This is a genomic window from Streptomyces sp. NP-1717 (assembly GCF_022695985.1).
In the GTDB taxonomy this organism is placed as follows: Bacteria; Actinomycetota; Actinomycetes; order Streptomycetales; family Streptomycetaceae; genus Streptomyces.
Map to the genome: position 1 here is coordinate 14,393 of NZ_JAAPBF010000022.1, position 15,366 is coordinate 29,758.

Consider the following 15,366-nt stretch of genomic DNA (forward strand, 5'->3'; position numbering starts at 1 on the left):
GGTAGCGGCCGCGTCGACGGCGGTGCCTGCGACGAACTTCACCACCAAGTCCGTCGCACCCTGCGGAACCTCACGTCGACGTTTGTTCCCTACCTCCCGCTGACGCGTCGTCCGGGCAAGGGATGCTCGGTACCAGTGGTGTTGCGGTGTCTGTCTTAGAGCTTGCGCAGATAGGCGGTGCGGGGTGCTCCGACAGCAAGGCGGGCACAGGCCTCGGTGATCATGGAGTTGCGACGCTCTGTGATCGCTGAGGGGACCTGTGCCCGTCCTGCCATCATGGCTGACCGAACCGCTCTGGGACCAATTCGCGGCGCTGCTGCCGCAGCGCCCGGCCTTCGATCCGACGCACCCACTGGGGTGCCACCGCCGCCGCGTCAGCGATCGGATCGTGTTCGACAAGCTGCTGCAGCTGCTCCGGTTCGGCTGCTCCTACCAGGCGATTGCCGACACAACCTGCTCGGCCACGACCATCCGCAACCGCCGTGACGAGTGGATCCGGCTGGGCGTCTTCGCCCAGTTCACTCAGATCGCGCTCCAGTCCTACGACCGGATCGTCGGACTCGTGCTCGACCAGATCGCGATCGACGGCTCCATCACCAAGGCGCCCGGAGGCGGCGAGGCCGCCGGGCGCTCACCGGTCGACTGCGGCAAACAGGGCCTGACGCGCTCGGGCATGACAGATGGTTACGGAATCCCCCTCGGCAGGGTCCTGGCCGGAGCAAACCGCCACGACTCCCCGATGCTCGCCCCCACCCTGGACCTGCTGCACGACCTCGGGCCGCTGCCCGACGACATCACCGTCCACCTGGACGCCGGCTACGCCTCGGACAAGACCCGCGCCGAACTGGCGGCCCGCAAACTGCACGGCCGCATCGCCCGCAAGGGCAAGAAGGCGCCGATCCAGGCAAGCCAGCGCTGGCACCTCGAGCGCACGCACGCCTGGCAGAACGCCTTCCAACGCCTTGCCCGCTGCTACGAACGTCGGGCCACGGTCATCGACGCCTTCTTCGACCTTGCGGACACGATCATCACCGTCCGTAGCCTGATCCGCCGCGCCTGGACCACCCACCGCTGGGACGACCGCCCGAACCGGCACCCATGAATACACACCTGCTCTTAATCATCGTCGGTCGCGGCCGCGCCCCGCGCCTCGTCATACTCGGCGAAGACCTCGCGCGCCACGGAATAGCTGTCGAACGCGCGGGCGACGCCCGCGTAGACGGCCATCTGGATGAAGGCTTCGACGATCTCCTCCTTGGTCACGCCGTTGTACAGGGCGATCCGCAGCTGGCCGCGGAGCGGCTCCAAGATGCCCAGGCTCGCCGTGATGGTGACGGAGACCAGCGCGCGGGTACGCAGGTCGAGGTGATCGGTGCGGGGCCAGGCGTCGTTGAAGGCGTGCTCGGTCGCGATCCGGGTGAAGTCGTAGGCGTTGGCCGGCTCAGACGGCCGGGGGTCGACGAACGGCGCCAGGCTGAAGCCGAGGATCCGCTCGGCGTTGTTTAGGGAGCGGATGTAGTCAGGGCTGTGCTCGGTCATACCGTGATTCTGCACCCGCACGGCGTTTGACGGTGCATCGCAACCCCGGAAGCGCAGCCACCCCGCCGTCGCACGATCGAAATCCTGGCGATCGCGTGAGGCTCGACCTTGGTCGGCGGTGCGATCGCTCATGCGGTGTCTCCGCCCGGCGGGTACCGGACGACGCGCCCGTCTCCGGTCACGGCGGCCTCAGGGACCTTGCGAGGACGCGGGCCTTCTTCGCCTCGAACTCCGCTTCCGACAGCGCCCCTTGCTTCCTCAGCTCCGCCAGGGCGGTAAGCCTGGAGATCCGGTCCTCGGCGGGAACAGCCGCTGCGGTGGCGACGGCGGGCTACTGCGTCGGGCAGCGGCCCGAGGTCGTGCAGCAGGTCCAGGGTGGGGGCGAGCAGCGGGGAGTCGTGGCGGTTTGCTCCGGCCAGGACCCTGCCGAGGGGGATTCCGTAACCATCTGTCATGCCCGAGCGCTTCAGGCCCTGTTTGCCGCAGTCGACCGGTGAGCGCCCGGCGGCCTCGCCGCCTCCGGGCGCCTCCGATCGCTGACGCGGCGGCGGTGGCACCCCAGTGGGTGCGTCGGATCGAAGGCCGGGCGCTGCGGCAGCAGCGCCGCGAATTGGTCCCAGAGCGGTTCGGTCAGCCATGATGGCAGGACGGGCACAGGTCCCCTCAGCGATCACAGAGCGTCGCAACTCCATGATCACCGAGGCCTGTGCCCGCCTTGCTGTCGGAGCACCCCGCACCGCCTATCTGCGCGAGCTCTTATGCGTGACCTTATCGTCCGTGCCCTGCTGTGGGTGCTCCGCCTGGTGCTGCCGGCCCGAGGGCGGCACAAAGAACGACCGTCCTGCCGACGTGTGAACCCGTCCATGTGAGCCCGTGGAACAGCCCTTGGCCGACTCCGGCCCCCAAGCACGTTCGTGAGCTCTTCACACCGCTTGACGGTGAAGATGTCAGGCTCGTCCGCCCTTATGCCCTTGCAGAGTTCACGATGGAACTCGGAGTGATCGGCGAGCGGCGCCGAGCGGTCGAGCTTGCCTCGCTCGGCGAGGACCACCCGTACTCCTATCCCGGAGACCACTTCCAAACCCTGGCGCGCTCCGCTAAGGCGCTGCCGGCATGACCGGTCACGCTGTAATGGCAGCCCCCGACCCTGGAGCCGGTGGGCGGTGTTGCCTGAGCGGCCAGTCGGACGAAGGAACAGAGGTGACCCGTGACCAACCCCCGCGGCCCCGGCGCCCCCGGATGGCATCCGAGAAGCGGCGGCTCCAACTGACCCGGACGCAGCGCTGCTTGATGGGCACGGTCGTCGCCGGTGCGGTTCTCATCGCCGCGATCGGTTTCGCGGGGTCGTACTCCGCCGTGCGCGACCTCGCCGAGAAGAAGGGCTTCGGGCAGTTCTCGATCGTCTTCCCGATCGGTATCGACGCGGGCATCTGCGTCCTGCTCGCGCTCGACCTGCTGCTGACCTGGATGCGGATCCCGTTCCCGCTCCTGCGCCAGACCGCCTGGCTGCTCACCGCCGCGACGATCGCCTTCAACGGCGCCGCCGCCTGGCCGGACCCGCTCGGCGTGGGCATGCACGCGGTGATCCCGATCCTGTTCGTCGTCTCCGTCGAGGCGGCGCGCCACGCGGTCGGCCGTATCGCGGACATCACGGCCGACAAGCACATGGAGGGTGTCCGCCTCACCCGCTGGCTGCTGTCGCCCGTCCCGACGTTCAAGCTGTGGCGCCGGATGAAGCTGTGGGAGATCCGCAGTTACGAGGACATCATCCAGCTCGAACAGGACCGGCTCATCTACCAGGCCCGCCTCCAGGCGCGCTACGGCCGCAACTGGCGCCGCAAGGCGCCCATCGAGGCGATGATGCCGCTGCGGCTCGCGAAGTACGGCGTTCCGCTGGCGGACACCGGCCCGGCCGGTCTCGCGGCGGCGGGCATCGAACCGGCCCTGCTCCCGCCGGCCCAGGCGACCGCGATCGAACCGGCCTCCGCGCAGGCGGGCGGGCAGGCCGCCGCGCAGGCGAGCGCGCCCGAACTCCCCCAGTCGCGGCAGGAGCGCGAGCTGACGGAGGAGGAGTGGATCCAGCTCCAGAAGGAGGAGCAGTGGGCGAGGGAGAACCAGCAGCAGGACATGGGGGCCCCCGCCGCCCAGGAGAACCCCTGGTTCGCCGCGCCGCGTGCGCCTGAGGGCCCGTACCAGGGGTCGTACGACCCCGACTTCGACCCGCAGCGGTACGAACAGCAGCAGTACGAGCAGCAGAGTTACGAACAGTACGAGCAGGCCCAGCAGCGGTACGAGCAGTACGAGGCGGAGCAGTACGAGACCGAGCAGCCGCGGGCTGAGCAGCGGCAGCCTCAGCAGCAGACGGCCCAACAGACCCAGCAGGCACAGCAGTTCCCGCCCCGCCGCCCTCTCGGCCCGCAACCCGCGGTCGACTTCGAGCCCGAGCCCGAGCCGGAAGAACCCCCCACTGCCACCCTCCCTGAAGGCGTGCCTCGCGAAGAGGCGTACTTCAACGCCTTCCAGCGGTACGTCAAGGAGCGCGGGGACATGCCCAACGGCCGCCAGCTCGCGGTCTACCTGCAGGACCTGTACGGCGTGACGGGCCGCACCGGCGGTCCGTTGAGCGAGAGTTCACTTCGCGCGTACGTGAAGGACTTCAGGCGCCGGTACCAGGAGCAGCTGGACGCCCAGGACTCCGAGCACATCGCCTAGCGCAGGCCCAGACGGTCACGGCAGGGTGAGGACGCGCGGCCCGTCCTCCGTGACCGCGATGGTGTGTTCGACGTGCGCCGCGCGGCTGCCGTCGATCGTGCGCAGCGTCCACCCGTCGGGGTCGGTGCGGTACTCGCTGCGCCCGCCGGCCATGAGCATGGGTTCGATGGCGAGTGTGAGGCCGTGCCGCAGGGGGAATCCGCGGCCGGACCGCCCGTAGTTGGGGACGTGCGGGTCCTCGTGCATCCGCCGTCCGATGCCGTGGCCGCCGAAGTCGGTCGGCATGCCGCAGTCGACGTCGCGGGCGACGGTGCTGACGGCGTGGGCGATGTCGCCGATGCGGTTGCCGACGGTGGCGGCGGCGATGCCCGCGTCCAGTGCCCGCTCGGTGGCGGCGATGAGTTCCAGGTCGGCCGGGCGCGGGGTGCCGACGACGAAGCTGATCGCGGCGTCGCCGGTCCAGCCGTCGAGTTCGGCTCCGCAGTCGATGCTGACGAGGTCGCCGTCGCGCAGGCGGTAGTCGTCGGGGATGCCGTGGACGAGGGCGTCGTTGACGGAGGCGCAGATCACCGCCGGGAACGGGGTGGGCGCGAAGGAGGGCCGGTAGCCCAGGAACGGAGAGCGCGCCCCGGCCTTGTCCAGCACGGTGCGGGCGGCCCGGTCGAGGTCGCGCAGGCTGACGCCCACGGCTGCCGATTCGCGGGTGGCCGCGAGGGCCCGGCCCACGACGCGTCCGGCTTCACGCATCTTCTCCAGCGCCGCGTCGGTCTTGATCTCCACCATGTGCCGTGACTCCTCGCCGTACCGCCATCCAATACTTATACCGGTATTAGTATCACAGCCGCGCGGCCGGAGAGGCGCGCGGCGGATGCGGTGACACGGCGAAGGCCCCCGTCCGATCACCCGGACAGGGGCCCTCACCAGCAACGGGACGTATCAGCCGCCCAGCAGCGTCCGCACCCGGTCCGCCCCCACCGCCAGCAGCAGCGTCGGCAGCCGCGGGCCGGTGTCCCGGCTCACCAGCAGCCGGTAGAGCACCGCGAAGAACGACCGCTGCGCGGCCTTCAGTTCCGGCGTCGGCTTCGCGTCGGGCGCCAGCCCCGCCAGCACCTTCGGCACGCCGTAGACGAGCGTCGTGAGCCCGTCCAGCGACCAGTGCGCGTCCAGGTCGGCCAGCAGCAGCCGCAGCGCCTCACGCGTCTGCTCGTCCAGCGAGTCCAGCAGCTCCCGGTCGGGCTCGCCCCGGACGACCGTCCGCGCCTCGGCCGGCACCTGGCTGGTGATCCAGTTCTCCGCCCTGTCCAGGCGGGGCCGCACCTCGTCCAGCGAGGTCAGCGGATCGGCCGGGTCCAGGTCGCCGAGGATCCGCAGCGTCTGGTCCTCGGCGCCCGCCGTGATGTCCACGACGGAGGCCAGCGTGCGGTACGGGAGCGCGCGCGGCGTACGCGGCAGCTCACGGGCCGCCGTACGCGTGGCCCGCGAGTACGCCGCCGCGTCGGCCGCCTGCACCGACCCGTCCGCGATCTTGCGCTCCAGGGCGTCCCACTCGTCGTACAGCCGCTGGATCTCCTGGTCGAAGGCGATCTTGAAGGACTGGTTGGGCCTGCGCCGCGCGTACAGCCAGCGCAGCAGAGGTGCCTCCATGATCCGCAGCGCGTCGGCCGGGATCGGGACGCCTCCCTTGGAGGACGACATCTTCGCCATCCCGGAGATCCCGACGAAGGCGTACATCGGCCCGATGGGCTGCACGCCGTCGAAGATCTCGCGCACGATCTGCCCGCCGACCACGAAGGACGACCCGGGCGACGAGTGGTCGACACCCGACGGCTCGAAGACCACGCCCTCGTACGCCCAGCGCATCGGCCAGTCGACCTTCCAGACCAGCTTGCCGCGGTTGAACTCGGAGAGCCGTACGGTCTCCTCGAATCCGCAGGCCTGGCAGACGTAGGTCAGCTCGGTCGTCGCCTCGTCGTACGCCGTGACGGTCGTCAGGTCCTTGCCGCAGCCCTCGTTGCCGCAGTACGGCTTGTACGGGAAGTACCCGGCCGAACCGGCGCCGTCGTCCTCGTCGGCGGCGCCCGACCCCTCGGCGGCCTCCAGCTCGGCCTCGTCGACCTTCTTCTGCTGCTGGGGAGCCTTCTTCTGCGGGCCCGCCGCCTTGTCCTTCGTCCGGTAGCGCCCGAGGATCGCGTCGATCTCGCCCCGGTGCCGCATCGCGTGCAGGATCTGCTCGCGGTAGGTCCCCGCCAGGTACTTCTCGGTCTGGCTGATCCCGTCGTACTCGACACCCAGCTCCACCAGCGACTCGATCAGCTGCGCCTTGAAGTGCTCGGCCCAGTTCGGGTACGGGGACCCGGCCGGCGCGGGCACCGACGTCAGGGGCTTGCCGATGTGCTCGGCCCAGGACGTGTCCACCCCGGGGACCCCGGCCGGCACCTTGCGGTAGCGGTCGTAGTCGTCCCACGAGATGAGGTGCCTGACCTCGTACCCCCGCCGGCGGATCTCGTCGGCGACGAGGTGCGGTGTCATGACCTCGCGCAGATTGCCGAGGTGGATGGGGCCCGAGGGGGAGATGCCGGACGCGACCACGACCGGTTTGCCAGGCGCACGCCGCTCCGACTCGGCGATGACATCGTCCGCGAAACGGGAGACCCAGTCGGTCTCGGTGCTCTGAGCCACGGTCGGCACGTCCTTCTTTCTCGTACGCCCTGCGAATACGCCGGTGATAGCGGCGACGGCCATTGTCCCAGGCCCTTACGACAATGCGAAAACGACTTGTTGCCCCATGGGAGAATGGGGTCACCGACACCCCCTTCTACAGGAACGGCTCCCAGCCCATGGCCCCGGTCACTTCCCTCGCATCGACCGTCGATCAGCGCATCGCGGACGCCCTCTCGGCAGCCCTGCCGGAGGCCGGTCCCGCGGACCCCCTGCTGCGACGTAGCGACCGGGCGGACTTCCAGGCCAACGGGATGCTGGCCCTCGCCAAGAAGCTGAAGGGCAATCCGCGCGAGCTGGCGGCGAAGGTCGTCCAGGCGCTGGCCACCGGCGACCTCGTCAAGGAGGTCGAGGTCTCGGGCCCCGGCTTCCTCAACATCACCGTCACGGACCGGGCGATCACCGAGACGCTGGCGGCCCGCGCCGCCGACGACCGCCTCGGCGTCCCGCGCGCCACGGACCCCGGCACGACGGTCATCGACTACGCGCAGCCCAACGTCGCCAAGGAGATGCACGTCGGCCATCTGCGCTCCGCCGTGATCGGCGCCGCGATGGTCGAGATCCTGGAGTTCACCGGCGAGAACGTGATCAGGCGCCACCACATCGGCGACTGGGGCACGCAGTTCGGCATGCTCATCCAGTATCTGACCGAGCACCCGCACGAGTTGGACCACAAGCGCGCGGAGAGCGTCTCCGGCGAGGAGGCGATGTCGAACCTGGGCCGTCTCTACAAGTCCGCCCGCGCGGTCTTCGACTCCGACGAGGAGTTCAAGGCCCGCGCGCGCGACCGCGTCGTGGCCCTCCAGGCCGGTGACGCGCAGACCCTCGCCCAGTGGCAGCGCTTCGTGGACGAGTCGAAGATCTACTTCCACTCGGTCTTCGACAAGCTCGACATGGAGATCCGCGACGAGGACGTCGTCGGCGAGTCCGGCTACAACGACATGCTTGAGGAGACCTGCCGCATCCTTGAGGAGACGGGCGTCGCCGTCCGCTCCGACGGCGCGCTGTGCGTCTTCTTCGACGACGTGAAGGGCCCGGACGGCAACCCGACGCCGCTCATCGTCAAGAAGAGCAACGGCGGTTACGGATACGCGGCCACCGACCTCTCGGCGATCCGCGACCGGGTGGGGAACCTGAAGGCGGACACCCTGCTGTACGTGGTGGACGCCCGCCAGTCGCTGCACTTCAAGATGGTCTTCGAGACCGCCCGCCGGGCCGGCTGGCTGAACGAGGACGTCAAGGCGGTCCAGCTCGCCTTCGGCACCGTCCTCGGTAAGGACGGCAAGCCGTTCAAGACCCGTGAGGGCGAGACGGTGCGGCTGGTGGACCTGCTGGACGAGGCCGTGGAGCGCGCGGCGGCGGTCGTCCGGGAGAAGGCGAAGGACCTCACGGAGGACGAGATCGTCGAACGCTCCACGCAGGTGGGCATCGGCGCGGTGAAGTACGCCGACCTGTCGACCTCCGCCGCGCGGGACTACAAGTTCGACCTGGACCAGATGGTGTCGCTGCACGGCGACACGAGCGTCTACATCCAGTACGCCTACGCCCGCACCCGCTCGATCTTCGGCAAAGCGGGCGACCGCTCCCCCGTGGCCCGCCCGGAACTCGAACTGGCCCCGGCGGAACGGGAGCTGGGCCTGCACCTGGACCAGTTCGGCCAGGTCCTGGACGAGGCGGCCTCCGCGTACGAGCCGCACAAGCTGACCGCGTACCTGTACCAACTGGCGTCGCTGTTCACGACGTTCTACGACAAGTGCCCGGTCATCAAGCCGGCCCCGCCGCAGGAGATCGCCGAGAACCGCCTCTTCCTCTGCGACCTCACGGCCCGCACCCTCCACCAGGGCATGACCCTGCTCGGCATCCGCACCCCGGAACGCCTGTAGGCCCGCCCTCGATCGCCGGCCGGGCTCGATGAGCCCGGCCGGCGATCGAGGACACCACGCGTGACCAGGCGGGGCGCTACACCGCGCGCACCCCCGGTACCACCTCCGGATACGTCACCTTGTCCGGCAGCCGGTGGCCGAGTTCCTTCAGGCGGGTCGCTACGTCCGACGGGCTGCGGCCCGTCAGCGTCGCGCAGCGCAGGACGTGTTCCAGGTGGACGTCGTCCCGGTGGGAGCGGGTGAGCGTGTCAAGGAGGCGGATGTCCGGCTCGGTGGCGACGGCGGGCAGGTTCGCGTTCTCGTGGAGCCCGTGGCCCAGCGTGGCCAGTCTCCCGGCGACCTGTGCGGGGGTGCGGCCCGTGACGAGGGAGGCGCGCAGGATGTGGCGCGGCTGGACGCCGACGACGCTGTTCTTCCACAGCCAGGGCGCGCGGCCGTCCAGGTTCGCGCTGAGGAGGACGAGGTCGTCCGCCTCCGGGGTGTCGGGTACGTTCCCGTCCGGCCGCTGGCAGCCCAGTTCGCGCAGCCGGGCGACGATGTCCGCGTGCGAGCGGCCCGTGTCGCGGGCGACGGCGAGGACGTGTCCGACGGGCGGGGCCGTCCAGCGGCCGAGCCAGCCGCCGCCGGGGGTGTCGGCGTACTTCAACAACCGCTCGTCCTCCGGTTCGGGCGTGTAGGGCAGCCGGAAGCCGAGCGCTATCAGCCGCTTCGCGGCGGCGTACGGGCTGCACGACAACTCCAGCGCCACGCCCAGCACATGCGGTGCCGACACCTCTTCCCCCCAGTCGAGCCACGTCCCGTAGCTTCTGCGCTCGGTGCGGATGAGCCCGACATCACGCGGGTCGGCGGTCTCGGGCAGCGGCCGGGCGCCGGTGCCCACCCGGTAGCCGTACGCGGTCATACGCCGTGCGACGTCGGCCGGGGAGCGGTCCGTGAGAGCCGCCGATTCGAGGATCTGCTTCAGCGCCACGGGCTTGTCGAGACCGACCCACGGAGCGCGGTAGCTCCACGCGCCCGCACTCCTGACCAGAGGGACGTCGTCGGGCTCGACAGCGTCCGGCAGCGGGCCCTCGGGACGCTGGATGTCCGCGTACCCCAGTGCGTCAAGCCGGGACACGACGGCGGCGGGACTCCACTTCAGCAGGGCGGCGGCGTCGAGCACGCGCCCGTACTCCACCTGCTCGCCGGGATCCTGCCACGGGTACCGGGCGTTGAGGTTGCGGCTGGCGAGCAGGAGGTCGTCCGGGTCCTGGGACTCAGGGGCATGGCGTTCGGATGCGCGGGACATGGTGGTGCGGCCTTTCGACGGTCGGACGGGAGCGGGTGGCACGGGTGCTTACTCGGATGCCGCGATGTACCGGCCGTCCTCGTCCCACTCGTCCGCCTGGCGTTCGTGCTTCATGGTCAGATCCACCCGGACCCCCGCCGGCTCCAGCGCCGTCCAGATCCGCAGCATCATCTCGTCGCTCATGAAGTGGAAGGAGAGATCGAGTTCCCGCAGGTGGGTGAGCGGCTGCCCCTGGAGCAGTTCCGCCGCGCCCTCGTCGGAGAGCGTGCCCATCGACAGGCTCAGCGAGGTGAGCTGGGACACGACCGGCGCGGAGGCGAGCGCGGCGGCCAACTCGTCCTGGATGAAGCTGTTCTGGAGTCCGAGGTGGCGCAGCGCGGGCTTGCCCTCCCCCGTGAGCAGCGGGGCGAGCTGTTCGACCGTGACGCCTCCGCCGTAGTTCTCGTCGCCGAGCCACAGCTCCAGGCGCTCCAGCGAGGGCAGCCGGGCGGCGGCGATGTGCTGCGCCGCGACCGGCGGCAGCCCGCCGGACTCGACGCGCAGCACGCGCAGTCGCTCGTGGCCGGAGACGGGGAAGTCGAGGCCGTCCCCTCCGCGTACGGCCAGCTCCCGGAGGCCGGGGTACGCCTGGAGGATCGGGGCGACGTCGCAGTGGCCGATCGTGGAGATCATCGCCTGCTCGTCCTCCAGATCGCCGAGGAAGAGCGCTTCGAGCCCGGTCAGCCGGTCGCGCAGCTCGATGAGCGGTTCGTCCGTCATCCCGCCGTCGCCGTCGTACCAAGGCTGGCCGAAGACGATCGCCCGTACCTTCTCCAGCTCGACGGACTCGGTGAACCGCTTCCAGCAGGCCTCCGCGCTCTCCTCGGAGTCGTACGGCTCACGGTGCAGCCGCCAGGCGACCGCGTCGGCGGGTGGCAGATCGGCCGGGTGGGCGTACGGCGGGAAGTTGAAGGCGGGCAGTCCGTAGAACCGCTCGACATGGTGCACATGAGACAAGATCGGGCTCCTGAGGCTTCTGGTACGCCAGTTGGCCCTCGCCATCCTTCCGCGTCCGGCCCCTTCGCGCTGTCGCTTGCTCACTTGCCTCCCGGCGCGTATCGCGGCGCTCGGCAGCACGAAGTACGTCGGGGCGCCCCCGGCCTCACCTGCCGCGTAAGGGCCCGGACAAGGGAAGTTCCACAAGCTGAACTCCGTTGTCAGTGCGGGCCTTTAGGGTCTCCTGCATGGCGACGCTCCCCAACCCCCTGCCCGCCCTGGCCACCGACCCCTCGGGCCGGTCGGTGGGGCTCCAGCTGCCGCCCGGCAAGCTGGTCGACACGACCATGGACGGGACCTGGCACGAACCACTCCTCTGGTACGCGGACGAGCCGGCGGCCCCCCGGGCGTGGGCGGACCTGCTGCCCGCCCGCAGGACGGCGGGGCTGCATCCGCTGCTCGTCCACGGCGGTCACCGCAAGGAGTGGCCCGAGGAGTGGGATCTGAGCCCGGAGTCGGTGTCGTACCCGGGCGACCACGACGCGGAGGAGATCCTCGCGGAGTCCTGGGAGCGTCTGTCGGAGGACGAGGAGTGGCCGGGCCTGGCGGCGGCCCCGCAGGAGCAGTCCGCCGACCCCGACAAGGAGGCGGCCGAGGTCGCCTCCATCCTCACCGACGACGGCAGCTGGATGCAGGGCGCGCGCGTGGCCCTGGTCCCCGCCCGCCGCAGCGCGGACATCCCGGCGGCGATCGGCTGGTCGGGCCCGGTGAACCACGAGGACGACGTGGCACGGCTGTCGGCGGTGCTGCGGTCGTGGGAGGACCGGTTCGGGATACGGGTGGTGGCGCTCACCTTCGACCAGCTGGTGGTCTCGGTGGCCGCCCCGCCGACGACCCGGGCGGAGGCCGAGGCGGTCGCGGCGGAGCACTTCGCGTTCTGCCCGGACAACATCCACCAGGGCCGGCACACGACGCTGCCCGCGTACGCCGCACACCAGGTACTGAACCAGCCCGCCTGGACGTTCTGGTGGGACTGACCGGCCACGGGCGGAGACCGCTCAGACCACGAACTCGCACCACACGACCTTGCCGGGGTCACGCTCCCCCACACCCCACTTGTCGGCGAGCGCCGCGACGAGCATGAGCCCGCGCCCCGACTCCCCATACGGCTCACGGACACTCGGCCGCCCGTCGCCGCTGTCGTGCACCTCGACACGGAGTACCCCGTCCGCGAGCAGCGACAGACTCAGCCGGTAGCCGCGCCCCGGAGGAACTCCGTGCACCAGGGCGTTGGTCGCCAGCTCGCTCACGCACAGCAAGACGTCGTCGAGCCGGCCGCCGAGCGCCCAGTCCGTCACCGCCTCCCGTACGAACTGCCTGGCGGCGGGCACGGATCGGCGTTCGCGGCGGTAGAAGCGCTCGCGCGGGGCGGGGGGTGGATTCGTCTCATTCACGGGGCGATTGTCACTGCCTGTGATTACGCTGATGCAGTGCGCATGCCCGTACAGAGATTTTGTACGGGCGGTGCGGGCGTGACGTACGCACGGGAACGGGGAGTTGGTCGGACATGCACACCAGAAAGCGGCAGCGGAAGAACGCGTCGGCGATGAAGCTCGTGGGCGCGCTGGTCGCCCTCTTCCGTGAGGCGGCGGGCCTGACCCAACGCCAGCTCGCGGAGCGCGCCTGCGTACACACGGAGACGATCGCGTCGGTGGAGCAGGGGCGGCGCCTGCTCAAGCCTGATCTGGCGATCCTGCTGGATCAAGTGCTTTCGACCAAGGGGGCGTTGGAGACGGCGGTGGAGAACATGCCGGAGATCGACCGGTACCCGACGTGGGCGGCGGCGTTCATCGACCAGGAGCAGGAGGCCATCGCGATCTCGTCGTACCAGAACCAGGTGGTGCCCGGTCTGCTCCAGACCGAGAACTACGCGCGGGCGGTCTTCCGCAGCAGGGTGCCCGCGTTCAGCGAGGACGAGATCAACACCCGCGTCGCGGGGCGCATCGAGCGCCAGCACATCCTGCACCGCAAAGTCCCGCCGACGTGCAGCTTCCTGATCGGCGAAGGCGTCCTCAAGGACCGGCTCGGCTCCCCGGCCGTGTACGCGGAACAGCTCCGCCAGCTCCGGGAGAGCGCCGATCTACCGGGCTTGACGCTCCAGATCATGCCGTTCGGCCGGACCACTCACGCGGGACTCGACGGACCGTTCGTCCTGCTGGAGACACCCGATCATCAGCATCTCGCCTATGCCGAGACCCAGCGGGGCAGCCTCTTTGTCGAGGACCCGGACGAGGTCAGCATCCTGGCGCGCAAATATGCCATGCTGCGGACGCAGGCCCTCAACCCCGAAGAGACGAAAGGCCTGTTGGACCGGCTGCTAGGAGAGCAATGAACACCGCACTGGAGTGGTTCAAGTCCAGCTACAGCGGGAGCGAGGGCGGCGACTGCCTCGAAGTCGCCTACCACTGGCGCAAGTCGAGCTACAGCGGCGATGAGGGCGGCGATTGCGTCGAGGTCGCCGCGCACCCCGCCGCCGTGCACGTCCGGGACTCCAAGGTCTCGGGAGGCCCGGTACTCACCCTTGCCCCCGCCGCCTGGGCGGCCTTCACCGCGGACGTCGTCCGCTGACCGTCGCGCCAACTGCGCCGGTCAAGTGAATCCCCCCCCGACACTCGCCGTCAGCCGTGACTTCCGCCCCCGGTCTGCGCCATAGACAGACCGGACCATGAGCACGACGACGATCGGACGGGGTACCACCAGAGATGAAAGCCACACGCACTCTTACCGTCTTGGGCGCGACGGTGCTGGCCGCCGTACTCCCGGCCACCGGCGCCGCCGCGGACGAGACCCATACGAACTCGCACAACGGCGGCTTCACGCTGCTCTCGATCGGCCAGATCGACGACCCGGCCGAGGATGTACTGGAACACGCCACGATCCTGGGCGAGACGCACATGATCGAAGGCGCGGAGGCGCCTGACGCGCCCGAGGCGCCGGAGGCGGCCGAAGCTCCCGAGGCCGCCGACACCGCTTAGCGTCAGACGATGACCGGGACGGTCTCGGACTGGTTCGTGGACCAGTTGGTGACGATCGGCTTGTCGACGACGGCGGGCTCGGGCAGCTTGAGTTCGGCGGGGTTGGGGTCGTCCTCGGTCGTGCCGATGATGACGTTCTCGAACTCCACGCCACCGTCGACGTCGGTGGTCTTGGGGTTGATGCCGGTGTACGCGACGGCGGAGCCGGTGAGCTTGATCGGCTTCTCGCCACCCTGTCCGACCGGGGAGGCGACGCCGTCCGCGTCGGAACCGAAGGACACCGTGGGGGTGTTGACCTCCAGGGTGCACGTGATCCCGGACTTGGCCTTGGCGGTGACGAGGTAGTAGCCGCCGGCCTGGGACTCCGAAGTGACCGTGAAGTCCAGGTCGTTGGTGCCGCAGGCCTGCCCGTAGCCGCTCTTCCCGTCGTCGGCGGACTCGCCCTTGTCGCTGGAGCCACCGGAGTCCGAGGAGTCGGAGCCACCGGTCGACGACTTGTCGCCGGAGGCCTTGTCGCTCCCCTCCGAGGCGGCGGCCGACGGGTTCGCCGAACTGCCGGACTCCGCGACCTCTTCGGGCCCGCACGCGGTGGTGGTGGCGGCCAGCGCCGTCACGGCCGCGGCGGCCAGGAAGAGACGGGCGGAACGGGTGGCGAGACGCGAGCGCATCATGATCTCCAGTGGCTGTCGGTTGGGGTGTTCCCCGCTGACTCCGACGACACTAGGGGCGGGCAGATCCTCAAATGATCCTGCGGATGTCCGGGTTCCGTCTCAGCGAATGCGTTCCATGAAAACGGCATTGGATGTGCAACAGCCGCAGCTCAAGGCCGCGGCCGGAACGTGACGGAGCCCGGGAGCATGTCCAGCTCCCGGGCTCCAGCTTGCCACCCATTTGCGCACACCGACGGCGTTTAAGAACCGCGGGTCACGTTGAGATCGACGTGTTCTGCCTTTGAACTACAGCGCCACGAGAGAGGCGCCGGAGGGACTTGAACCCCCATCCGTCGATGTTCGCCCACGCTCGGTCGATCCGGTGTTCGGCGGCGAATACTGAGACTGGAGCGAGAATCTGAGTTTCACGGGGCCGCCTCTGCCAGGCTTGGGCCACCCCCGCACGTGGTGCGGGGAGAGGGATTCGAACCCCCAACTGACACCCCATATCAGCTTCAACATCAGTTTCAGCTTGCGCTCATCGCGCACCCTCCGCTCGCGACGGA

15 protein-coding genes and 1 pseudogene are annotated in these 15,366 nt (G+C 69.8%); 7 read left to right on the plus strand and 9 right to left on the minus strand.

The window, feature by feature from the left end; translation table 11 throughout:
• The first annotated feature begins 259 nt into the window (after positions 1-259).
• Positions 260-1,102 (plus strand): IS5 family transposase, encoded by an 843-nt coding sequence (locus GXP76_RS07410; RefSeq protein WP_242570626.1) that lies wholly within the window; start codon positions 260-262, stop codon positions 1,100-1,102.
• 14 nt (positions 1,103-1,116) lie between these two features.
• Here GXP76_RS07410 and GXP76_RS07415 read toward each other — a convergent pair whose 3' ends face one another.
• The 3 genes and pseudogenes from GXP76_RS07415 to GXP76_RS07420 all read right to left on the minus strand — a co-directional run.
• Positions 1,117-1,671: a carboxymuconolactone decarboxylase family protein gene (locus GXP76_RS07415; protein WP_242570627.1), complete on the minus strand. Its 555-nt coding sequence runs from the start codon at positions 1,669-1,671 to the stop codon at positions 1,117-1,119.
• 46 nt (positions 1,672-1,717) lie between these two features.
• On the minus strand, positions 1,718-1,828 hold the full coding sequence (locus GXP76_RS35545; RefSeq protein ID WP_308354102.1) for an SHOCT domain-containing protein: 111 nt from the start codon (positions 1,826-1,828) through the stop codon (positions 1,718-1,720).
• Between the two features lie 43 nt (positions 1,829-1,871).
• Positions 1,872-2,194 (minus strand): annotated as a pseudogene (locus GXP76_RS07420) (IS5/IS1182 family transposase); the annotation flags it as partial.
• 584 nt (positions 2,195-2,778) lie between these two features.
• On the opposite strand from GXP76_RS07420, the gene GXP76_RS07425 reads away from it, so the two are divergent.
• Positions 2,779-4,251 (plus strand): DUF2637 domain-containing protein, encoded by a 1,473-nt coding sequence (locus GXP76_RS07425; protein ID WP_242570628.1) that lies wholly within the window; start codon positions 2,779-2,781, stop codon positions 4,249-4,251.
• 15 nt (positions 4,252-4,266) lie between these two features.
• Here GXP76_RS07425 and map read toward each other — a convergent pair whose 3' ends face one another.
• Both map and lysS read right to left on the minus strand, forming a co-directional pair.
• On the minus strand, positions 4,267-5,034 hold the full coding sequence (map, locus tag GXP76_RS07430) for a type I methionyl aminopeptidase (RefSeq protein ID WP_242570629.1): 768 nt from the start codon (positions 5,032-5,034) through the stop codon (positions 4,267-4,269).
• Between the two features lie 153 nt (positions 5,035-5,187).
• On the minus strand, positions 5,188-6,939 hold the full coding sequence (lysS, locus tag GXP76_RS07435) for a lysine--tRNA ligase (protein WP_242570630.1): 1,752 nt from the start codon (positions 6,937-6,939) through the stop codon (positions 5,188-5,190).
• Between the two features lie 149 nt (positions 6,940-7,088).
• Between lysS and argS the strand changes: the two genes are divergently transcribed.
• A complete protein-coding gene (gene argS / locus GXP76_RS07440; RefSeq protein WP_242570631.1) occupies positions 7,089-8,852 on the plus strand; it encodes an arginine--tRNA ligase in 1,764 nt (587 codons plus the stop codon).
• A 76-nt stretch (positions 8,853-8,928) separates the two neighbouring features.
• Here argS and GXP76_RS07445 read toward each other — a convergent pair whose 3' ends face one another.
• Positions 8,929-10,140, minus strand: coding sequence for a hypothetical protein (locus tag GXP76_RS07445; protein WP_242570632.1), 1,212 nt, complete (start codon positions 10,138-10,140; stop codon positions 8,929-8,931).
• 48 nt (positions 10,141-10,188) lie between these two features.
• Positions 10,189-11,127, minus strand: coding sequence for an STM4015 family protein (locus GXP76_RS07450; protein WP_308354103.1), 939 nt, complete (start codon positions 11,125-11,127; stop codon positions 10,189-10,191).
• A gap of 236 nt (positions 11,128-11,363) precedes the next feature.
• Between GXP76_RS07450 and GXP76_RS07455 the strand changes: the two genes are divergently transcribed.
• Positions 11,364-12,152 carry a DUF4253 domain-containing protein gene (locus GXP76_RS07455; RefSeq protein ID WP_242570634.1) on the plus strand — a complete coding sequence of 263 codons (789 nt, stop codon included), beginning with the start codon at positions 11,364-11,366 and terminating at the stop codon, positions 12,150-12,152.
• A 21-nt stretch (positions 12,153-12,173) separates the two neighbouring features.
• Here the strand turns inward: GXP76_RS07455 and GXP76_RS07460 are convergent, their stop codons facing one another.
• On the minus strand, positions 12,174-12,569 hold the full coding sequence (locus tag GXP76_RS07460; protein WP_242570635.1) for an ATP-binding protein: 396 nt from the start codon (positions 12,567-12,569) through the stop codon (positions 12,174-12,176).
• Positions 12,570-12,682: 113 nt separating this feature from the next.
• Here GXP76_RS07460 and GXP76_RS07465 point away from each other — a divergent pair, with 113 nt between their 5' ends.
• The 3 genes from GXP76_RS07465 (at position 12,683) to GXP76_RS07475 (ending at position 14,150) form a co-directional block, all read left to right on the plus strand.
• Positions 12,683-13,507 (plus strand): helix-turn-helix transcriptional regulator, encoded by an 825-nt coding sequence (locus tag GXP76_RS07465; RefSeq protein ID WP_242570636.1) that lies wholly within the window; start codon positions 12,683-12,685, stop codon positions 13,505-13,507.
• Positions 13,504-13,743, plus strand: coding sequence for a DUF397 domain-containing protein (locus GXP76_RS07470; RefSeq protein WP_242570637.1), 240 nt, complete (start codon positions 13,504-13,506; stop codon positions 13,741-13,743). The genes GXP76_RS07465 and GXP76_RS07470 overlap by 4 nt, the downstream gene beginning before the upstream one ends.
• Before the next feature lie 161 nt (positions 13,744-13,904).
• Positions 13,905-14,150: a hypothetical protein gene (locus tag GXP76_RS07475; RefSeq protein WP_374360085.1), complete on the plus strand. Its 246-nt coding sequence runs from the start codon at positions 13,905-13,907 to the stop codon at positions 14,148-14,150.
• A gap of 2 nt (positions 14,151-14,152) precedes the next feature.
• Here GXP76_RS07475 and GXP76_RS07480 read toward each other — a convergent pair whose 3' ends face one another.
• A complete protein-coding gene (locus GXP76_RS07480; RefSeq protein ID WP_242570663.1) occupies positions 14,153-14,818 on the minus strand; it encodes a DUF4232 domain-containing protein in 666 nt (221 codons plus the stop codon).
• Between the last annotated feature and the right edge of the window lie 548 nt (positions 14,819-15,366).

Excerpts from the sequence above, each read along its gene's own strand:
- GXP76_RS07415 (WP_242570627.1), bottom strand. The coding sequence starts at position 1,671 with ATGAGCGATCGCACCGCCGACCAAGGTCGAGCCTCACGCGATCGCCAG.
- GXP76_RS07425 (WP_242570628.1), top strand. The coding sequence starts at position 2,779 with ATGGCATCCGAGAAGCGGCGGCTCCAACTGACCCGGACGCAGCGCTGC.
- map (WP_242570629.1), bottom strand. The coding sequence starts at position 5,034 with ATGGTGGAGATCAAGACCGACGCGGCGCTGGAGAAGATGCGTGAAGCC.
- argS (WP_242570631.1), top strand. The coding sequence starts at position 7,089 with ATGGCCCCGGTCACTTCCCTCGCATCGACCGTCGATCAGCGCATCGCG.
- GXP76_RS07445 (WP_242570632.1), bottom strand. The coding sequence starts at position 10,140 with ATGTCCCGCGCATCCGAACGCCATGCCCCTGAGTCCCAGGACCCGGAC.
- GXP76_RS07455 (WP_242570634.1), top strand. The coding sequence starts at position 11,364 with ATGGCGACGCTCCCCAACCCCCTGCCCGCCCTGGCCACCGACCCCTCG.
- GXP76_RS07465 (WP_242570636.1), top strand. The coding sequence starts at position 12,683 with ATGCACACCAGAAAGCGGCAGCGGAAGAACGCGTCGGCGATGAAGCTC.
- GXP76_RS07470 (WP_242570637.1), top strand. The coding sequence starts at position 13,504 with ATGAACACCGCACTGGAGTGGTTCAAGTCCAGCTACAGCGGGAGCGAG.
- GXP76_RS07480 (WP_242570663.1), bottom strand. The coding sequence starts at position 14,818 with ATGCGCTCGCGTCTCGCCACCCGTTCCGCCCGTCTCTTCCTGGCCGCC.